The sequence below is a fragment of the Acetobacter lovaniensis genome (genome assembly GCF_014207635.1).
Taxonomy (GTDB): Bacteria; Pseudomonadota; Alphaproteobacteria; order Acetobacterales; family Acetobacteraceae; genus Acetobacter; species Acetobacter lovaniensis.
In genome coordinates, this window is sequence record NZ_JACHIE010000001.1 from 273115 (window position 1) to 292665 (window position 19551).

17 protein-coding genes are annotated in these 19551 nt (G+C 59.6%); 7 read left to right on the forward strand and 10 right to left on the reverse strand.

The genetic code is table 11. The features are described from left to right. The first annotated feature begins 212 nt into the window (after nucleotides 1-212). Genes HNR55_RS01275 through HNR55_RS01285 form a run of 3 tightly spaced genes read left to right on the forward strand, consistent with a single transcriptional unit; the run spans nucleotide 213 to nucleotide 2335 of the window. Nucleotides 213-458, forward strand: coding sequence for a hypothetical protein (locus tag HNR55_RS01275; RefSeq protein ID WP_166110257.1), 246 nt, complete (start codon nucleotides 213-215; stop codon nucleotides 456-458). Then, nucleotides 448-621: a hypothetical protein gene (locus HNR55_RS01280; protein ID WP_166110260.1), complete on the forward strand. Its 174-nt coding sequence runs from the start codon at nucleotides 448-450 to the stop codon at nucleotides 619-621. Before HNR55_RS01275 ends, HNR55_RS01280 begins: the two co-directional genes overlap by 11 nt. Further along, nucleotides 608-2335, forward strand: a complete 1728-nt coding sequence (locus tag HNR55_RS01285) for an ABC transporter substrate-binding protein (RefSeq protein WP_166110263.1) — start codon at nucleotides 608-610, stop codon at nucleotides 2333-2335. Before HNR55_RS01280 ends, HNR55_RS01285 begins: the two co-directional genes overlap by 14 nt. 83 nt (nucleotides 2336-2418) lie before the next feature. Here the strand turns inward: HNR55_RS01285 and pstS are convergent, their stop codons facing one another. From pstS to rpmI, 5 genes are all read right to left on the reverse strand, one after another. Continuing rightward, nucleotides 2419-3456 (reverse strand): phosphate ABC transporter substrate-binding protein PstS, encoded by a 1038-nt coding sequence (gene pstS, locus HNR55_RS01290; RefSeq protein ID WP_166110265.1) that lies wholly within the window; start codon nucleotides 3454-3456, stop codon nucleotides 2419-2421. Nucleotides 3457-3484: 28 nt separating this feature from the next. Further along, on the reverse strand, nucleotides 3485-5944 hold the full coding sequence (gene pheT / locus HNR55_RS01295; RefSeq protein ID WP_166110268.1) for a phenylalanine--tRNA ligase subunit beta: 2460 nt from the start codon (nucleotides 5942-5944) through the stop codon (nucleotides 3485-3487). Between the two features lie 4 nt (nucleotides 5945-5948). Next, on the reverse strand, nucleotides 5949-7019 hold the full coding sequence (pheS, locus tag HNR55_RS01300) for a phenylalanine--tRNA ligase subunit alpha (protein WP_086647200.1): 1071 nt from the start codon (nucleotides 7017-7019) through the stop codon (nucleotides 5949-5951). 154 nt (nucleotides 7020-7173) lie between these two features. Further along, a complete protein-coding gene (gene rplT / locus HNR55_RS01305; protein WP_166110272.1) occupies nucleotides 7174-7533 on the reverse strand; it encodes a 50S ribosomal protein L20 in 360 nt (119 codons plus the stop codon). A 14-nt stretch (nucleotides 7534-7547) separates the two neighbouring features. Next, nucleotides 7548-7748 (reverse strand): 50S ribosomal protein L35, encoded by a 201-nt coding sequence (gene rpmI, locus HNR55_RS01310; protein ID WP_086638528.1) that lies wholly within the window; start codon nucleotides 7746-7748, stop codon nucleotides 7548-7550. A 547-nt stretch (nucleotides 7749-8295) separates the two neighbouring features. Here rpmI and HNR55_RS01315 point away from each other — a divergent pair. The 4 genes from HNR55_RS01315 (at nucleotide 8296) to HNR55_RS01330 (ending at nucleotide 13097) form a co-directional block, all read left to right on the forward strand. Then, on the forward strand, nucleotides 8296-9624 hold the full coding sequence (locus HNR55_RS01315; protein WP_166110275.1) for a cytochrome c: 1329 nt from the start codon (nucleotides 8296-8298) through the stop codon (nucleotides 9622-9624). Between the two features lie 20 nt (nucleotides 9625-9644). Then, nucleotides 9645-10121 (forward strand): (2Fe-2S)-binding protein, encoded by a 477-nt coding sequence (locus HNR55_RS01320; protein ID WP_166110278.1) that lies wholly within the window; start codon nucleotides 9645-9647, stop codon nucleotides 10119-10121. Next, nucleotides 10114-12444, forward strand: a complete 2331-nt coding sequence (locus tag HNR55_RS01325; RefSeq protein ID WP_166110281.1) for a xanthine dehydrogenase family protein molybdopterin-binding subunit — start codon at nucleotides 10114-10116, stop codon at nucleotides 12442-12444. Before HNR55_RS01320 ends, HNR55_RS01325 begins: the two co-directional genes overlap by 8 nt. Nucleotides 12445-12584: 140 nt before the next feature. Beyond that, complete coding sequence (locus tag HNR55_RS01330; protein ID WP_166110284.1) at nucleotides 12585-13097, forward strand: hypothetical protein; 513 nt, start codon at nucleotides 12585-12587, stop codon at nucleotides 13095-13097. A 73-nt stretch (nucleotides 13098-13170) separates the two neighbouring features. Here HNR55_RS01330 and HNR55_RS01335 read toward each other — a convergent pair whose 3' ends face one another. The 5 genes from HNR55_RS01335 to HNR55_RS01355 are packed head-to-tail and all read right to left on the reverse strand — an operon-like array spanning nucleotide 13171 to nucleotide 19343. Beyond that, nucleotides 13171-13611, reverse strand: coding sequence for a SufE family protein (locus tag HNR55_RS01335; RefSeq protein WP_095348939.1), 441 nt, complete (start codon nucleotides 13609-13611; stop codon nucleotides 13171-13173). Further along, nucleotides 13611-14924, reverse strand: a complete 1314-nt coding sequence (gene hslU / locus HNR55_RS01340; protein WP_166110286.1) for an ATP-dependent protease ATPase subunit HslU — start codon at nucleotides 14922-14924, stop codon at nucleotides 13611-13613. Before hslU ends, HNR55_RS01335 begins: the two co-directional genes overlap by 1 nt. Next, a complete protein-coding gene (hslV, locus tag HNR55_RS01345) occupies nucleotides 14924-15523 on the reverse strand; it encodes an ATP-dependent protease subunit HslV (RefSeq protein ID WP_166110289.1) in 600 nt (199 codons plus the stop codon). The genes hslU and hslV overlap by 1 nt, the downstream gene beginning before the upstream one ends. A gap of 45 nt (nucleotides 15524-15568) precedes the next feature. Then, on the reverse strand, nucleotides 15569-17563 hold the full coding sequence (locus tag HNR55_RS01350; protein ID WP_166110292.1) for a response regulator: 1995 nt from the start codon (nucleotides 17561-17563) through the stop codon (nucleotides 15569-15571). Further along, nucleotides 17547-19343, reverse strand: a complete 1797-nt coding sequence (locus tag HNR55_RS01355; protein WP_166110295.1) for an ATP-binding protein — start codon at nucleotides 19341-19343, stop codon at nucleotides 17547-17549. The genes HNR55_RS01350 and HNR55_RS01355 overlap by 17 nt, the downstream gene beginning before the upstream one ends. Nucleotides 19344-19551 lie beyond the last annotated feature (208 nt).

Consider the following 19551-nt stretch of genomic DNA (forward strand, 5'->3'; position numbering starts at 1 on the left):
ATGATAAGGCAAGGAAATGGCAAACTCCGCTCTTTGGCTCCGCTTTTAACAGGCCCGAGGCAACCATGCCACACCTGCAAGCACAGGTAAGGAACATGCACGCGGCGCATAACTGTGCATTTTACGAAACCTGCCGCCGCCATATGGCGTGATCACAGCACCACAGAAGGCAAGACTTTTCTGGCAGGAAAATTGGGAGTATGCTCGGCGGCATGAAAACGCCCACACGCTCCAGTACCCAGCTTGCCCTGCTTGTGTTGATGCTCACGGGCCTTTCGGCCTGTGCGGAAGACCCCAATGCGCACCACTACCACGCACGCATCCATAAAGGACAGGTCACACCCGACTGGTACAGGCCGCCAGCAACCCCGCAGAACACCTTCCAATACACAAAGTCGCAGAACCTGTATGAAAAACAGGCTGTCGGCGCCCCGCAAGGCGTACAATATGACCGATAATGACAAGACGGAAAAAGTTGTCCGTCTGGCCGTTATCGCCGGGGCTGTCATGGTTGGCATTATTGTCCTGAGCACCATGTATTCCGGCTTTGCCGCCCTTATGACCGGCCAACCCATGCCAGGGCAGCCCGCCCAGACCATGGGCCAGAATGTACCCCGCTAAAAAGCCACCATCTTTTTACAGTCGGCTGGCAGGCGGACTGCTGGGATGTCTGCTGGCCTCGCCTCTTCCCCATGGGATATGCGCCAGCCCTCCAGCCCCTCCACCCGAACTCCCCCTGCCCGAACATGCAGGTGGAACGCTCCGGCTGGTTGCCTCTGCTTCTGGCGGCACACTGGACCCCCAGATCAACTACACTGGCAAATACATCAATCTTTTTGCCAATGTGTATGATGGGCTCACCACTTTTCGCAAAGTCACCGGCCCTGCGGGCAAGGAGGTCGTGCCCGATCTGGCAGAAACCCTGCCAGCCCCGCAGGATGGCGGGCTGAGTTACACGTTTACGCTGCGCCCCAACATTGCCTTCTCCAACGGTCAGCCTGTGACCACGACAGATGTTGTTGCCTCCTTCCAGCGCCTTTTCCGTATTGGCGCGCCAACAGCGGGGGCGTTTTATGGTGCTCTTGTCGGAGCGGATGCCTGCCTGCGCCCCCCCACACACTGCACACTCGAACATGGAATAGAAGCCGATGCAGCCACCCGGCGCATAACCTTCCACCTGACCCACCCCGATACCGAGTTCCTGCAAAAGCTGGCCTTTACCCACGCTGTTATTCTGCCAGCCAGCACCCCCGACCACGATACGGGCAATACCCCCCTGCCCGGCACCGGCCCCTACCGGCTGGAAGCCTACGATCCCAACAATTTTCTGTATCTTGCCCGCAACCCCGCCTTCCATGTCTGGAACCCGCAGGCACAGCCCGCAGGCTACCCGGACCGGATTGAATATACCTTTGGCATTCCCGAAGAGGCCGCCGTAACCGCGGTGGAAAACGGGCAGTATGACTGGATGGCTGATACCATCCCCCTGGACCGGCTGGGGGAACTTGGCAGCCACTTTGCGGGGCAGACGCATGTCATGCGCCACCCCTCGATCTACTTTTTACCCATGAACATGCATGAGCCCCCTTTTACGGACATAAGGGTGCGTCAGGCTGTTAATTATGCTCTCAACCGCAAAGCGCTGGTTATTCTGTACGGTGGACCGGGTATTGCCCGCCCGTTATGCGGGCTTGTTCCGTCTGCTCTGGATGTTGCGGGGCAGAACTGCGCCTATACACGCGGGGCATCACCCACCGCACCGGCACAGCAATGGTCGGCGCCGGACATGCAGGTGGCCCGCAATCTGGTCCGCGCAAGCGGCACCACGGGGCAGAAGGTTACACTGGTCGTGGACAATACCAGCGCGGACATGGCCATGGGGGCATGGGTGCGCGACATGCTGCAATCCCTTGGTTATCAGGCCGTGTTGCGCTCCATAAGCAGCAGCCTGCATCTGCCCTACATCCAGAACACGGATAACCATGTGCAGATATCGCTCACAAGCTGGTCAGCCGATTACCCCTCGGCCTCCAACTTTGTGGACGCGCTCTTCGGGTGTGAGAATTTTCATCCCCATTCCGACAGCTCGATTAACATACCGGGATTTTGCGACCCCCACGCCCAGTCTGTCATGGAGCGAGCCAAAACGGATACCAGCCTGAGCACAACCCAGCGCGACCAGCTCTGGATGGAAGCCAACAGGCTGATCATGGAGCAGGCACCCGCCGCCCCCATGATTGAAAAAGACAACGTGGTGCTGACATCCGCCCGTGTTCGGAACTTTTTTTATACCGAGGTCAATCAGATCCTGTTCTCTCAGGTCTGGCTGCATTAACCACCGGGGCGGTTATCCACAGAATCTGTGGATGAAATATAGGACAAGTCTGGAATGAGCGCGGGATAACCCCCGCATACGGCTCACTCCCCGCCAAGCCTGAGCAGAACACGGGCACGGATCTGCTCAGGGAGCGGCACATAATCAAGCTGCCGGGTCACGGCCTCCCCACCAACCAGCCCCCAGCGGAAAAAGCGCCGCACGGCCTGCCCCTGATTATCGGCGGTTGCCGTGGCCGGGAACAGCACATAGGTGGTGGTAATAATGGGCCAGCTTTGCGCCCCTTCCACATCACTCAGGGCTGCGGTCAGGTCCGCCTCATCCCATCGCGCGGACTGGGCAGCCTGCGCAAAACTTGCGGCGGTTGGACTGACAAAAAAACCATCATGGTTCTGCATCTGCACAAGAGCCAGATGGTTGCGCACGGCATAGGCATATTCAAGGTAACCTATACTGCCTGCCGTATTCCGCACATACGCGGCAATACCGTCGTTACCACGCGCGCCAGCACCCACCGGCCATGCCACGGAAGTGCCCTTACCCACGCCATTTTTCCACTCGGGGGATACATGGGCCAGATAATCTGTAAAAACATAGGTCGTGCCCGAGCCGTCCGCCCGGTGCAAAGGGGCAATCACCTGATCTGGCAGATTGACTCCGGGATTAAGGGCGGCAATCCGGGCATCATTCCACTGGGTTATGGTGCCTGCATAAATAGCAGCCAGCACAGGCCCGCTCAGGCGCAGGGCACCATCAGCCACACCGGGAACATTGGCCGTTACCACCACACCGCCAATAGCGGTAGGCACCTGCACCAGCCCGCCAGCCACCAGACGGGCATGAGCCATGGGGGCGTCGGATGCGCCAAAATCCACCGTGCCGGCCAGAATCTGGTTCTGCCCGGCACCCGAACCTATGGTCTGGTAATTCACCCGCACGTCTACGCCAGAAGGAGCAGCAGCCGACCAAGCCTGATACAGCGGCGCTGCAAAGCTTGAGCCCGCCCCTGTAATTTCATCCGCCCGTACGGCATGCGGCAGGGTAAACCCACCACATAGCAGCACAGCGGCAAAACCGGCCTTGACCCAGCGGCTTACATGGGCGGGGGAATAACATGCCATGACCTGCTCCTTCTGCCGCGGCCTGCCCTTAGCGCAGGACAGCCCCGGTTGCCTTGCTGACAGCAGCCACAATACGCTCGGATACGGCTTCGAGTTCAGCATCTGTCAGACTTTTCTCGGTAGGCTGGAGTGTGACTTCCACCCCAACCGAGCGTGTGCCTTCCGCCACATGCGGCCCTGTATAAATGTCAAACAGGCTGACATCGGCCACAAGCAGACGGTCCGCACCACGTACTGCGCGCAACACGCTTTCCACTGGAACATCCTGCGCAAGCACAAACGCAAAGTCACGCCGCACCGGCTGGAAAGCAGACAGAACAGGCGCGGTTTTCTTCTTCTTTTTGGGCTGCGGCACGCCTTCGACAAACACTTCGAAGGCCACAACCGGCACATCAATCCCCGCAGCCTGAAGCACGGAAGGATGCAGTTCACCAAAATACGCCAGAACGTTTTTGGGCCCCTGCCGCAGCACACCCGAACGACCGGGATGGTACCATGCCGGGGCGTCCGCCGTGGTGGTTATGGCATCGGGGTTAACCCCAAACTGCCGCAACACCTCCAGCGCATCCGCCTTGGCGGCCCAGAGCGACACCGCATGCCCGGGCACACCGGGGTAACGTTGCGTGGAACCCGAGCGCACACCGGCTGCCAGCGTCTGCTGTGCGGACTGGGCAAAGGCCGGACCAATCTCAAACAGTCCAATATCTCCCCACCCGCGCACGCTGTTGTGCCGGATGGCCGCCACCAGATTAACCAGCGGGGTCGGACGCATCTGGTCCAGATCAGAGGCAATGGGGTTTAGCAGGCGCAGGCTTTCCGGCGCGCCGCCAAAATGCATGGCCTCCTCGTGCGAGACAAAGGAGAAGCCCACAGTCTCAGTCAGGCCACGGGCGGCCAGAACGCGGCGTGCCAGTGCAAAACGGGCCTGTGCGGGAGTGAGCGATGCACCGGGCACCACACTGATGGGGGGCAGCGGCACAGCGGGAACAGCGTCCAGCCCTTTAAGGCGCAGAACTTCTTCCACCAGATCGCTCTCAGCCTCAATGGCAGCGACACCCTGTGCGGCAAGGGCTGCCACATCGGCGGGCAGGTCCCTGCCCTGCGACAGAACAGGAGCCTGCGCCACATCATTCCGCCACGAAGGCACACCCAGTTCCACCTGTTCGGCGGTCCGCTCGCGCACTTCAAAGCCCAGCTTTTCCAGCAGGCTGACGCTCTCATCAGCCGACACGTCCAGCCCGCCAAGATCGCGCACCCGGTCAAAGCGCAGCGTTGCCGTGCGCTGCCATGCGGGCGGTTCCCCGGCGGAGACAACCTCGCTGGCTTCCCCCCCGCACAGATCAATAATCATGCGGGTTGCCGCTTCCAGAGCGGCTACGGGAAGCGCCTGATCCACACCGCGCTCAAAGCGATAGCTCGAATCAGACGACAGGCCGAGCCTGCGGCTGCTCAGGGCCACATGCACGGGGTCAAACAGGGCGCATTCCACAAACACATCGGTTGTGGCGTCAGTAGCACCTGTGGCTTCCCCACCCATGATTCCGGCAAGGGACTGCACACCGTTCTGGTCCGCAATAACGCAGTCTTCCGCTGTTACGGTGCAATCCTGCCCGTCCAGCGTGCGGAAGGTTTCCCCCGCGCCACGGCACAGGGTCAGCCTGCCACCGGCGATTGTGTTCGCATCGAACACATGCAGCGGCCGCCCAAGATCGAAACAGAAATAGTTGGTAATATCCACCAGTGCGGAAATGGAGCGCAGGCCAATGCTTTCCAGCCGGTTACGCAGCCATTCCGGGCTGGGGCCGTTCCTGACCCCACGGATGGTCCGCCCCAGCACCCACGGGCAGGCCTCGGGGTAGGTAATGGCCCATTCCACGGGGGAGGCAAACGTGCCTTCCACCGTTTCGGCCAGCCACGGGCGCAGCGTGCCAAGCCCGGCAGCGGCCAGATCGCGCGCAATGCCACGCACACCCAGTGCATCGCCCCGGTTGGGGGTTATGGCAATGTCGATCACCACGTCATCCAGCCCGGCAAAATCGGGGTAGGACTGGCCGGGCAGTGTGTCGGCGGGCAGTTCGGCAATGCCGCTGGTTTCTTCCCCCAGCCCCAGTTCACGCAGGGAGCAGAGCATGCCACCACTGAGTTCACCCCGGACCTTGCCTGCCTTGATGGTTGTATCCAGCCCCGGCACATAAGCGCCCGGCGGTGCAAAGATAACCGCCAGATCCTTGCGTGCATTGGGGGCGCCGCACACCACCTGCACATCCGAAAAACCGGGACCCGCATCCACCCGGCAGACCTGCAGACGGTCAGCATTGGGGTGGGGCTGGGCGTCCAGAATACGCGCGGTCAGAAACGGTTCGAGAGCGGCGCCCTTGTTCTCGACACTTTCCACCTCCAGGCCAATCTGGTTGAGCATGGCGCATATTTCGGCCAGCGTTGCCTGTGTTTCCAGGTGCTCATACAGCCATGACAGCGTGAATTTCATACTCTCACACCCCTTCGTGCAGCAGTGCGGGTGCGAGCGGGTCTGCCCCGTAATGTCGCAGCCAGCGGATATCGCTTTCATAGAACGAGCGCAGGTCGGGGATGCCGTTCTTCAGCATCGCCAGACGCTCGACCCCCATACCAAAGGCAAAACCCTGCCATACGCGCGGGTCCAGCCCACAATTGGCCAGAACACGGGCATGGACCATGCCTGCGCCCAGCACTTCCAGCCAGTCTTCCCCGGCCCCGATTTCACCCGTTTTGCGCGACCAGCCAATATCCACTTCCAAAGACGGCTCGGTAAACGGGAAGTAGGATGAGCGGAAACGCACCGGCAGGGACGGCTTGCCAAAAAACGCACGCAAAAACTCGATCAGGCAGCCCTTGAGGTGCCCAAGAGTAATGCCCTGCCCCACAACCAGACCTTCGCACTGGTGGAACATGGGGGAATGCGTTGCATCATGGTCCGCACGGTAGGTCCGGCCGGGTGCAATAATACGGATGGGCGGCTTTTGCCCCAGCATGGTGCGGATCTGCACGCCCGAGGTCTGGGTCCGCAGGACGCGGGTCACATCCAGCCCCGGCGCGGGCGGGAGGTAAAACGTGTCGTGGTCGGTCCGCGCGGGGTGATGGTCGGGCGTGTTCAGGGCCGAAAAGTTGTGCCAGTCAGTCTCGATATCCGGCCCTTCAGCAACCTGAAAACCCATGACACCAAAAATGGCCGTCATTTCCTCGATCGTGCGGCTGATCGGGTGGATGTAGCCTGCGGCCTCTGCCGGGGGAGGTACGGTTACGTCCAGTTTTTCGGCAATCAGGCGGGCCTGCAGGGCAGCGGCTTCCAGCTCCTTGCCGCGGGCTTCTACCGCCTGGGTCAGCTCATCACGCAGGCGGTTCAGGGCAACGCCCCGCGCCTTGCGTTCATCGGGCTGCATTTTCCCCAACGCCTTGAGCAGACCGGTCAGGCGGCCGGATTTGCCCAGAGTGCCAACGCGCACGGCATCCCATGCCCGCAGGTCTGTGGCACCAGCCAGTTCGGACAGGACATCCTGCCGAAGAGTTTCTAGATCGTCGCTCATGGAACCCCGCGCTGAGGAAAAAATACTACCGGGCGGATACAATCTCCCGCTCCGGGAGAAAAGCCCTTAGGCCCAAAAACCATCCGCCAGAAAGCAGAAAGGCCGCCCGGTAAGGGACGGCCTTCTTGTATACCGGATCTGTCAGAACCGGCAATCAGGCTGCCAGAGCGGCCTGTGCCTTCTTGACGATTTCGGCAAAGGTTGCTGCGTCATCAAATGCGATGGCGGCCAGAACCTTGCGGTCAATCTCGATCCCAGCCTTGTCCAGACCGTTAATGAAACGGCTGTAGGTCAGGCCGTGTTCACGCACAGCGGCGTTGATACGCTGGATCCACAGAGCGCGGAATTCACGCTTCTTGTTGCGGCGGTCGCGATATGCGTACTGGAGCGCCTTTTCAACGCGTTCCAGAGCAATGCGGTAGTTGGTGGAAGACCGGCCGCGGTAACCCTTGGACAGTTCCAGAACTTTTTTGTGGCGAGCGAGTGTGGTTACACCGCGTTTAACACGTGCCATATCTTAGATGCTCCTTACAGCCCGTAGGGGGCCCACTGCTTAACCGTACGGCCGTCCTGCGGCTGAAGAACCTGCGTGCCGCGAGCGGAGCGCTTCATCTTCTGGGTACGCTTGATCATGCCGTGACGCTTACCGCTCGGGCCGGAGAGCACCTTGCCGGTCGCGGTGATCTTGAACCGCTTCTTGACCGACGATTTGGTCTTCATTTTGGGCATTTCATTAACTCCTGAAATACGCTGGACATAACCGCCCTACCCCCGAAGGAATAAAGTGGCTTCTGCACGGCCGGGCATGCCCCACAGGCCCGGACGCGTGCGCGAATGCGCTTCCTTAAAAGAAAGGGGGGCAGCTTTCAAGCCTTTGCTTGCAACAAATCTGCTCCACAAGGGTAACCGATTCTTCGACCGGTCGGATTCTGTGGGGCACTCCTGTGCCTATCCAGCCTCTTTCCCTAAGCTGGACCCCGCCACTCACCCTAATAAAATGCATGCCGCACATGCAAATTTCTGACGATCTATATCTTTGTGAATATAGATAATACCCAGAAAAGGCCAGTTTTTGTAATATTCTTGCGATATAGATAAATCATATACACTTTGTCGTGTAATAACATTGCTTCTATGCGTTTATCTACGACAGAAATCCAGATACGATTGATCTTAATCAACGACAGACCGCAAATGCTGTTCCTCTGGCTGTGTTGGGCAGACTTGATCCATCTGCCCTCCAGACGGGACGTTTACACATAAGGTGGGGATTAGAGTGATCAAACGTCTTTTAGCAGGAGCAGCCGCCATTGGCGCCGTGGCCGGCATGGGTTTTCTTTATTACGCTTGGTACCCCCCCATAGAACCGGTGGATCCCCCTGACCGCGGCAGTTTTTCCGCCGAGCAGATCGAGCGGGGCCGGATTGTGGCCGCCGAAGGATACTGTGCGGAGTGCCACACCCGCACAGACATGGGCGGTGGACCGGAACTGGCTGGCGATTACAAGATGGATACACCGTTTGGCGCCATCTATTCCCCCAATATTACACCGGACCCTGAAACCGGTATTGGCAACTGGTCGGAAGAAGCTTTCCAGCGTTCCATGCATCTTGGGGTTTCCCGCAAGGGGGTTCATCTTATTCCGGCCTTCCCGTTTGATCATTTCACCAAAATGACCGAGCAGGATGTCTCCGATCTTTATGCTTATCTGATGACACGCCCTGCCGTGCACATGACGCACCGCACCAACGAGCTGCCCTTCCCGCTCAGCCTGCGTATTCTGCAGGCCGGCTGGAAGCTGCTGTACTTCACCCCCGGCGTGTACAAGCCCGACCCGCGGCATGATGCCTTGTGGAACCGTGGGGCTTACCTGTCTGAAGGTAACGCCCATTGCGGCGCATGCCATACCCCGCGTGACTTCATGGGGGCGGAAAAGAAGAGCGCTCCTTACGACGGCGCAGTGGTGGACAACTGGATTGCCCCCCCACTGAACGAGCATAACCCGACCCCCACCACGTGGACGGAAGACGAGCTGTTCCAGTACCTGCGTTATGGGGTGGCACCGCTCCATGGGCCTGCTGGTGGCCCCATGTCCCCCGTGCCGCACCGCTTCCTCTCCACCGTACCGGAAGAAGATGTACACGCCATCGCGCATTATTTTGCCGATGTGGACCATGCCGCCGAGCGTGAAAAGCATGACAAGGCCGCCCTTGCCCGCGCCATGGAACAGTCCAAGATCGACCTGATCGGCCCGACCGTGGACCCCGACGCCAAGCTTTATCAGGGTGCATGTGCGGCCTGCCATTACAATGCAGCCCCTTCCCCCGTACTGGGCCGCCCCGATCTGGCGCTGAACAACGCGCTTTGGCTGGATGAACCCACCAACCTCTATCAGGTCATCCTGCATGGGCTGACAGCGGAAGAAGGCCAGTCCGGCGTAGCCATGCCCAGCTTCTACAATGCCCTGTCCGATCAGGATATGGCGCGGATTGCCGCTTACCTGCGCCGCACCCGCACCACCCTGCCACCATGGACGGACCTGGAAAAGAAAGCAGCCGCAGTGCGCAAGACCATTACCACCATTCCTGTCAATTCATCGCACTAAGACGGACCACGGAGCACGAGATGGTAAAATTCAAACTCAATGGCCGTGACGTTTCTGTCGATGTGCCGGACGACACCCCCCTGCTGTGGGCGCTGCGTGATGATCTGGACCTGACAGGCACAAAGTTTGGCTGTGGCGTAGGCCAGTGTGGTGCCTGCACCGTTCTGGTTGGTGGCCGGGCAACCCGTTCCTGCATTACTCCGCTCAGTTCGCTGGAAGGGGCTGATGTTACCACCATTGAAGGGCTGGACCCCAATGGCAGACATGCCGTGCAGGAAGCATGGAAGGACATTCAGGTTCCCCAGTGCGGGTACTGCCAGTCTGGCCAGATCATGCAGGCCGTGAGCCTGTTAAAGGACTACCCCGACCCCACGGATGAGGAAATTGATGGTGTTATGGGCGGGAGCCTGTGCCGCTGCATGACCTATGTCCGTATTCGCAAAGCCATTAAAAAAGCAGCTGCCGCCCTGCGCAAGGAGGAGGCATCCAATGGGTAAGCTCGAACGTATTGCCGCACAGCAGGACCGGGCGGCGGGCCGTGGGCCTTCGCGCCGTAGTTTTCTGCTCACCGCCGCAGGCTCTGCCTTTCTGTTCGGGTTTGCCCGCCAGGGCAAGGCAGCGCAGGTTTACCCGCAGGGCGCACCGGAAGCCCTGAAGGAAGCCGCCGCCTTTGAACCCACGATCTGGTGCTCCATTGCCCCCGATGGCTGGGTGAACGTGAACATCATCCGTGCGGAAATGGGCCAGCATATTGGCACAGCCCTTGCCCGCATTATTGCGGATGAAATGGAAGCCGACTGGAACAAGGTCCGCATTACCTATGTGGATACAGACCCCAAATGGGGCCTTATGGTAACAGGTGGCTCCTGGTCCGTGTGGATGACGTGGGACCAGTTCCGTCAGGCCGGGGCTGCTGCGCGCACGGTCATGGTGGAACAGGGTGCTAAACTGCTGGGTGTTTCCCCCGCTGCCTGTATTGCCCGCAACGGGCAGGTTATTGCTGGCGGCCGGTCGATCAGCTACGGCGATATTGTCAGCCGTGCGCACCCGACCAAAACCTATACGCCAGAAGAAATGGCCAAGCTGCCGCTCAAGCCTGCATCCGAGCACCGGTTGATTGGCAAAGATGTCAAGGCGCTGGATATTCCATCCAAAACCAACGGCACCGCCCTTTACGGCATAGACGCCAAACTTGAGGGCATGGTGTACGCCCGCCCCAAACTGCCGCCCACGCGTTATGGCTCCAAAGTTGTCTCTGTGGATGACAGCGAAGCCAAAAAGGTCAAGGGGTACATCCGCTACATTGTGCTCGAAGACCCGTCCGATACCGTACCGGGCTGGGTTGCGGTTCTGGCCTCATCCTACCCTGCGGCCATCCGCGCAACGGATGCGCTCAAGGTTGTCTGGACCCCGGGCAAGACCGCCAACGTAACCGAGCAGGATATTCTGGACTACGGCCGCAGGCAGATTGCGGACAAAGCCGGTGGTTCGTGCGTGTTCAACGACCCCGGCGTGGACGAAACATTCGCCAAAGCCGCCAAGGTTGTCGAACAGACCTATACCTGCTCCTCCGTACTGCATTACCAGCTTGAACCCATGAACGCGCTGGCCCGCCAGCACGAAGGCAAATGGGAAGTGCATTGCGGCAACCAGTGGCAGACCCTGTTCCTGCCCGTTATCGCCAAGGCGCTACAGGTGCCTGAATCCGAAGTGGTCATGCGCAGCTACCTGCTGGGTGGGGGCTTTGGCCGCCGCCTGAACGGGGACTACGCAGTGCCTGCGGCCCTTATTTCCAAGGCCATCGGGGGCAAGCCGGTCAAGCTGATCTTTACCCGCTCGGATGACGTGCTGTTTGACTCCATCCGCTCCCCCTCCGTGCAGACGGTCCGCGCGGCACTGGGGCAGGACGGCGCAATTACTGCGTGGCAGCACCATGCCTCCGCTGGCTGGCCAACCCGTGTTATGGCCAGCGCATTCATGGAAAAAGGCGCGGACGGCAAACCCTATGACCAGTTTGCCATTGCAGGTGCCGACCACTGGTACGATGTCGGCCCCATGCTGGTGCGCGCGCTGGACAATGAACTGGCAAGTGAGACCTTCCGCCCCGGCTGGCTGCGTTCGGTCAGTTCCGGCTGGACCCCATGGGCGCATGAGAGCTTTTTGGACGAAATTGCCCATGCCCGTAAGCTGGACCCGGTGGACTACCGCCTGAGCCTGCTGGACAGCAAAGGCCGCAATGTAGGCAGCGCCCCCAACTCCGTGGGTGGGGCCAGCCGTCAGGCCAATGTGCTCAGGCATCTGGTGGAAAAATGTGGTTATGGCAAAGTGTCCCTGCCTGCGGATACAGCCATTGGCATTGCCACCACCTTTGGGCAGGAACGCGCCATGCCAACATGGACGGCTGGTGCCGTGCAGGTGCATGTTGACCGCAAGACAGGCGTTGTAACCTGCCAGAAAATCTGGCTGGTGCTGGATGCTGGCACAATTATCGACCCCGACGGAGCCGCTGCCCAGACCGAGGGCGGTGCCCTGTGGGGGCTGAGCATGGCCCTGTTTGAAGGGACAGAAATTGTGGACGGCAACGTGCGCGACCGTAACCTGAACACCTACACCCCCCTGCGCATTGCGGATGTGCCGGAAATGGATGTTGAGTTCCTGCCCAGCACGGAAAAACCCATGGGTCTGGGGGAGCCGGGCGTTACAACCATTGCACCTGCCGTGGGCAACGCCATTTTCAACGCAGTAGGTGTGCGCCTGCGCCACCTGCCCATCCGCCCGGCGGATGTGCTGAAAGCGCTGAAGGAAAAAGGGAACGCCTGAAGCACCGGGCTTTCCACACTTTAAAAAAAGCCGGTCCGCCGCATGGGGGACCGGCTTTTTTGTGCCTGAGCACCTGCATTCCACCAGACAGCCGAACCATGTAGGCTGCTCTTTGCAAGAAAACAGCAGGAAAAACCGATATGTCTGTCAGTGTACGAAAAATACTCCTGCTGGGAGCATTGCCGTTTGCCTTAGCAAGTGCTGGGCCGACCTCTGCGCTTTGTGCACCAGCCAGAACACAGGCCATTACATGGCAGACTTATACAAACGAACGTTTTGGGTATCAGATCTGCTACCCGGCTCACCTCTTCACGCCGCAGGGGGAAGCCGGGAATGGAGACGGCCAGCATTTTCTGGCCAAAGATGGCGGTGACCTTCTGGTTTACGGCTCCTTCGCCCCTGAAACTCTCGAGGAGGAAATTTCCTATATCGCCGAAGGAAAGCGCAATATCACCTACAGGACCATTCACCGGGACTGGGCCGTTCTTTCGGATGATATAGACGAAAAATCAGAATTTTACGCCAAGGTATTCTGGAAAAAGCACCAGTTCTCAAATTTTGAACTGAGATACCCAAAAGCCGAAAAAGCCCGTTACCAACAGATTATTGAACATCTTGCTGGCTGTTTTTACCCCGGCGTGGTGGACTACTGAACACTTTGTATCTCACCACTCCCCCCAAACCAGCCTGTAACCCACAGGCTGGGGCACAGACAACCGGGCCTGATCAGGCAGATACGGCAGCAGCCGAGCGCATGGCGCGGGCCATGGCTTCAACCCCGTTACCGCGATTGGTGGACAAAGCCTGCACCAACCCCAGATCACGCAGGAAACCGGGGTCCGTTGCCTGAATTTCCTCCCGCGTGCGGCCAGAATACACACGCAGCAGGAGTGCCACCAACCCGCTGACAATGGCGGCATCGGACAGGCCCGCAAAGTAGAGCCTGCCATCAGCTTCCTTTGCCTCCAGCCAGACCTGACTCTGGCAACCGGGCACACGGTGCGCATCATTGCACCATTCTGGTGGGAATGGCGGCAGCTTGCGCCCCATTTCTATGATGTACTGGTAGCGTTCCATCCAGTCATCAAACACGTCCAGTTCGTCGCCAATGGCTTCGATGGCTTCTGCCGCAGTGTCTTCCTGCGGGGTTACAAAAGGTGCTTCCATTACAAAATAAACCTGCTCAGATCGCCCTTGCGGGCCAGTGGGGCCACCTTGTCCCGCACCATGGCGCCATCCACAACAACATTTTCGCCCCCACGCTCGGGTGCGGTGAAGGAAATATCTTCCAGCAGTTTTTCCAGCACTGTTGCAAGCCTGCGCGCGCCTATATTTTCCACCCGTTCGTTAATGTCCGCAGCCAGTTCGGCCAGCGCATCCACGGCATCATCGGCAAAGGTCAGGTTTACACCTTCAGTTTTCATCAAGGCGGTGTACTGTTTGAGCAGGGAGTGTTCCGGGTCGGTGAGAATACGCCGCAGATCATCGCGTGAGAGGGGTTGCAGTTCCACACGAATAGGCAAACGCCCCTGCAATTCCGGCAGCAGGTCGGACGGTTTGGCCAGATGGAACGCACCAGAAGCAATAAACAGGATATGGTCGGTTTTGACCGGCCCATGTTTGGTGGAAACGGTCGTGCCTTCAATAAGGGGCAGCAGGTCGCGCTGTACCCCTTCGCGCGAGACATCGCCCCCTTTTACGCCACCCTCGGATGAGCGGGCACAGACCTTGTCGATCTCGTCCAGAAAGACAATGCCATTGTTCTGCACATGGGCTACGGCCTCACGCGTCAGGCTCTCACTATCCAGCAGACGCTCGACTTCCTCACGCTGCAACTGTTTGCGTGCGTCGGAAATCCGGAGTTTTTTCTGCTTCGGGGCGCGATTCATAAACCCTTTCATCATCTCGCCAAGGTTGATCACGCTCCCCGGCATCATGCCCGGCATGTCCGCCGGGCCCGTGGGGGCGGGATCGGTTATGGCGATGTCAATTTCCTTATCCTCAAGCTGGCCGCTGCGCAGCATGGTGCGGAACTTGCTTTTGGTATCGGCCGAGGAACCTTCACCCGCCAGCGCGGTGACAATCCGTTCATCCGCCGCCTGAGTCGCCTGCTCCTCCACATCCTTGCGGCGCATGTCCTTGAGCATGACAATGGCGGCATCCACCAGATCGCGCACAATGCTATCCACGTCCCGGCCAACATAGCCGACCTCGGTAAACTTGGTGGCTTCCACCTTGAGGAAGGGTGCCTGCGCCAGTCTGGCCAGCCTGCGGGCGATTTCGGTTTTGCCGCAGCCGGTCGGGCCGATCATGAGGATGTTCTTGGGCACAACTTCCTCACGCATGACTTCTGGCAGTTGCGCCCTGCGCCAGCGATTGCGCATGGCAATGGCAACCGCACGTTTGGCGTCACCCTGCCCGACAATGTAGCGGTCAAGCTCGGCAACAATATCACGCGGGGAAAGATGGGGGGCTTGCATCAGACTCTCTCTCCCGCCGTTTTGGCATCCAGCGTTTCTATCCGCACGGAGTGGTTGGTATAGACGCAGATATCGCCAGCAATCTTCATGGCGCGGGTTACAATTTCCTCCGCCCCCAGCCCTTCTACCGTCAGCAGTGCCCGCGCCGCCGAAAGGGCGTAGTTCCCCCCCGAACCAATGGCAATAATACCATCCTCGGGTTCAAGCACATCGCCATTGCCGGTCAGGGTAAAGGAGTGTTCGGCATCGGCCACGGCCATCATGGCCTCCAGCCTGCGCAGGTAACGGTCCGTGCGCCAGTCCTTTGCCAGTTCCACACAGGCGCGCTCCAACTGGTTTGGGTAGCGCTCCAGCTTGGCTTCCAGCCGCTCCAGCAGGGTAAAGGCATCGGCCGTAGCACCGGCAAACCCCGCCAGAATGGTGCCGGAAGGGCCAATGCGCCGGACCTTGCGGGCGTTGCCCTTGATCACGGTGCTGCCCAGTGTCACCTGACCATCCCCCGCCATGGCAACCTGCGCGCCACGGCGCACACAAAGAATGGTGGTCCCGTGCCAGCCGACGGGATCATGCGAAGACGAAGCAGAATGAAAACTATCCATAACACCAAGAAATAGGCGTTCTGGCGCAGGACACAAGGGGGTGGGCTATGCTGCCAGCATAGCCCTTACATCTCCCAGCAACGCATCACGCGTGTAGGGCTTATGCAAAACGGCAACCCCTTCTGGCAGCACGCCAAAATCCGCATAGCCGGTGACAAACAGAACCGGCAGGTCTGCACGCACGTCGTGGATGCGCCGTGCGGCCTCGCCCCCGTTCATGCCCGGCATCATCACATCCATGACCACAAGGGCAATGCCGGGGGTGGACTGCACCTTTTCCACGGCTTCGGCACCACTGGCCGCTTCCATGACCTCATACCCGGCACGGCGCAGAAAGCCGCTGGTCACCGCACGTACACCCGGTTCGTCATCCACCACCAGAATGGTGCTGCCTGCACCGTTTTCAGGCAGAACGGCAGCTATGGTCTGCACCGTACTGGCGGGCACGGCGGGAATGGCGGCGGCCATCTCCTGATCCATGGCGGGGAACCATAGCTCAACGGACGTGCCGCCCCCCGGAACGCTGTCTACCCGCACCTCTCCCCCGCAATGGCTGATAAAGCCATAAATCATGGACAGGCCAAGCCCCACACCATGCCCTGTGCCTTTCGTGGTAAAGAACGGGTCAAAAATGCGGGCGCGTATGTCCTCGGTCATGCCGATGCCACGATCCGTCACCTGCACGACCACCCATGCGCCAGCATGCTCGCGCCCCACATGCCGCCCCAGCAGGCGCGCAACCTGACGGACGGAAACGCAGGTTTCCCCTCCTTCCGACTGGGCATCCAGCGCGTTCACACACAGGCTGAACACCGCCAGCTCAAGCTGGACGGCATCTGTCCAGACCGGGGGCAGCGGCTCTTGAGGGATATTGAAGCGTACGCTGCTAAAGCGGCTCATGCCCTCCAGCCGGGACGCATCCAGCGCGCCGCGGATTTCCTCGGGCACCTTCCCCTGCTTCATGAAGGTCTGAAGATTTTCCAGCACATCATGCATATCCACCCGCTGGCAGACCAGATGCCTCGGGCGGCTGAAGTCCAGCAGCTTGCGGGTGAGCACCGCGCCACGTCGGGCGGCTTCCATGGCGTTTTCATACAGCCGGACAACCGAGGCCTCCTTTGGAGGCTCAAGGTCCTGCACCAGTTCCAGAGAGCCCTGAATGGCCGTCAGCAGGTTATTGAAATCATGCGCAATGCCACCGGCCAGTGTGCCAATGGCCTGCATTTTTTGTGCCTGCCGCAGCCGCTGCTCCAGACTTAAAAGCTCGCTCACATCCCGGTCGATCAGAATGGAATAATCCGAGAGCATGGAGGACTGGACCGGAGTGTTGCGCAGGCTATCCAGCCTGACGCGCGTCAGGTCATGCCATCGGGCGGGGCCATCCTGCGCCGGGAGCTGAAGCACCTGCTGGTCGCGCCCGGTCTGGGCAAGCTGGCCCTGTGCTTCCTTCAGGCTTTCCAGCCGTGGGCCATCCACCAGATCCTCTTCGCGCTGGCCAATGCACTGCGCGACCGTATGGCCCAACTGGCTTGCCATCTGCTGGTTTAGCCGCACAAAGCAGCCCGCCTGATCCTTGACCGCAAGACCAAAGGGCAGGTTATCCAGCAGCCCGCGCAGAAGCAGGCGTTCGCACTCCAGCTCTTTTTCCAGAAAATACCGCGCGGCCGCCTGCCCGACCATGGACAGCAGGGTTTCATCATCCCACGGCTTGTACGCAAAAAAGGAGATCTGGCCCCGGTTTAGGGCTGCTTCCACGGCGGAAATATCCGCATACCCCGTGAGCAGGATTGCCCCCGCCGCAGACAGGTCACGCGCATGGGCCAAAAAGACATCGCCCGTCATGCCCGGCATGCGCTGGTCGGAAACAATAACAGCAACACCGGGGTTGCTGCGCAGGCGCTCAAGCCCCTCCTCCCCCGAGGAGGCGGTCAGGACCGTGTAGGCACTTTCCAGCAGATCAGACAGTGCGACCAGAATTTCCGGCTCGTCATCCACAACGAGCACAAAAGGGCGCTGTGTTGGTTCATATAACGTGCTCACCGCGCCTCTCCTCTCCTGATTTATAGGGCACACGAATGGTAAAGCAGGCACCGCCCAGAGCCCCCGAGTTTGTTATAACAATACTCCCACCATGAGCCTGCACAACCCCATATGCCGTTGCCAGACCTAGCCCGGTCCCCGAGCCTACAGGTTTTGTTGTAAAAAACGGTTCAAAAACGCGTTCCTGCAATTCCTGCGGCACTCCCGGCCCTGTATCCGATATCTGCAACACGTAATTTTCGGCCCCTTTGGCCTCCACCTTTTCCAAAAAAGAGGCGATCAGAATCTGATCCTTGCCTCTGGCCGGTGCAGAACCACCCTGTTTGCGGGCTGTTTCGCGCTGTTCCAGAATGGCGTCGGCTGCGTTGCTGACAATGTTCATGACCACCTGATTAACCAGCGCTGCCTGACAGACCAGTTCCGGCGGTGCCTCCAGACGGCATACCACCGCTATTTCCTGCCCGAGTTTGGGCGCCAGAAGTGTCAGCACCATAGCGATGGCCTCAGGCACATCCAGACGACGGAACTCGCCTTCCTCCAGACGGGAAAAACGCCGCAGGCTGGCCACCAGCTCCCGCAGCCTTGATAACCCGACAAGGGAGGAGGCCAGACGCTCGGCCCCTTTGGTCAGAGCGGTTTCGGCCATGCCAATGTCGTTCTGCCTTACAGCCTGCAAAGCCTGCGCCATACTGCGCTTGACCGTATTTTCATGCGCCAGAACAAAAGCCAGCGGGTTATTGAACTCATGCGCAATACCCGCGGCAAGCTCCCCCAGAGACGCCATTTTGGCCGACTGCACCAGTTTGACCTGCGCATCAATCAACTTACGGTTAGCGGCTGCCAGATCCGCATTCACGCGGCGCAGGGCATCGGCCAGAGCCATACGGGCACGGGCACTTTCTATATGCGCTTCCTCGCGCCGGGCTTCATCCTGCAAGGTCTTGCGGCGCACAAGGCTGCTTATGCGGGCAACCAGCAGAGCGGGAGTTATGTCCGAGTCCGTCAGGTCATCCACACCGGCGTCAAAGACCAGCCGCATTTTTTCGGCTGTCAGCTGGCCGCGCTCGACCACCCCCAGCACACGGGTACACTGGCGGCTCCTGCGCCGGAAGGCGGCGACTGTCTGCGCCAGCGCAAGACCATTAAAGGCCGGGCAACTCAGGTCCACCACAATGCAGTCAGGCTGGATACGCCCGGCGCTGACATTGGAGAGTTCAAGCCTGTCCGGGTCTTCCACCAGCGTTGCTTCCTCACCGTTCTGGCGGAGCATCTGGACAAGGCGGGGCGTTTTGCCAACGCTCGCCCCGTCGGGCCAGGCCCATAAGATACCTCCTGGTGCGGTCACAACAGAAACGCATGGCTGGCGAAAAACGGCGCCCTCGCGCTCGGCGGTTTCGTTCCCGAAGTCACGCAGGAGCGCGCATATGCGAAAGATCAGAAAAACCGGGTCATCCGTGGCGCAAAAGCAGGCGTCCGCCCCACGTTCCAGAATTTCCCGCTCCTGTTCGGGGTCATGCGCATCCACCAGCACCACCACAGGTATACTCCGCGTGGCCGATGTCAGCCGCAAACGCTGGCATAACTGGGCGGCGGACATATCGGGCAGACGGTCCTGCACGACCAGAAGATTTGGCAGTTCGGTATCAAACCCGGCAAAAACCGTGCGGCCATCTGCGGCGACACGCACACCCAGACCGCGTTTGTCCAGTTCGGCTACAAGCTGCTGTTCGCACGTTGCATTTACACCCGCGAACAGGATGGTGCAGGAAGGAAAATCCATAAATTCTGCCTATAGCTGGACGCCTAGGCCCATCCTTTTTACGCTTAAATCTGATTTTAGACTCATACCAAACAAAAACATCCACCGTCTGCTCTCGAATGCGTTACCACCATGACACCTGTATCTGTCCCCTTGCAAGCAAGGTGGCAAGACACACACAAGAACGGTATAAAGGCCGCTCTTTACTTGAGCAGCCTGCCCCGTTGGC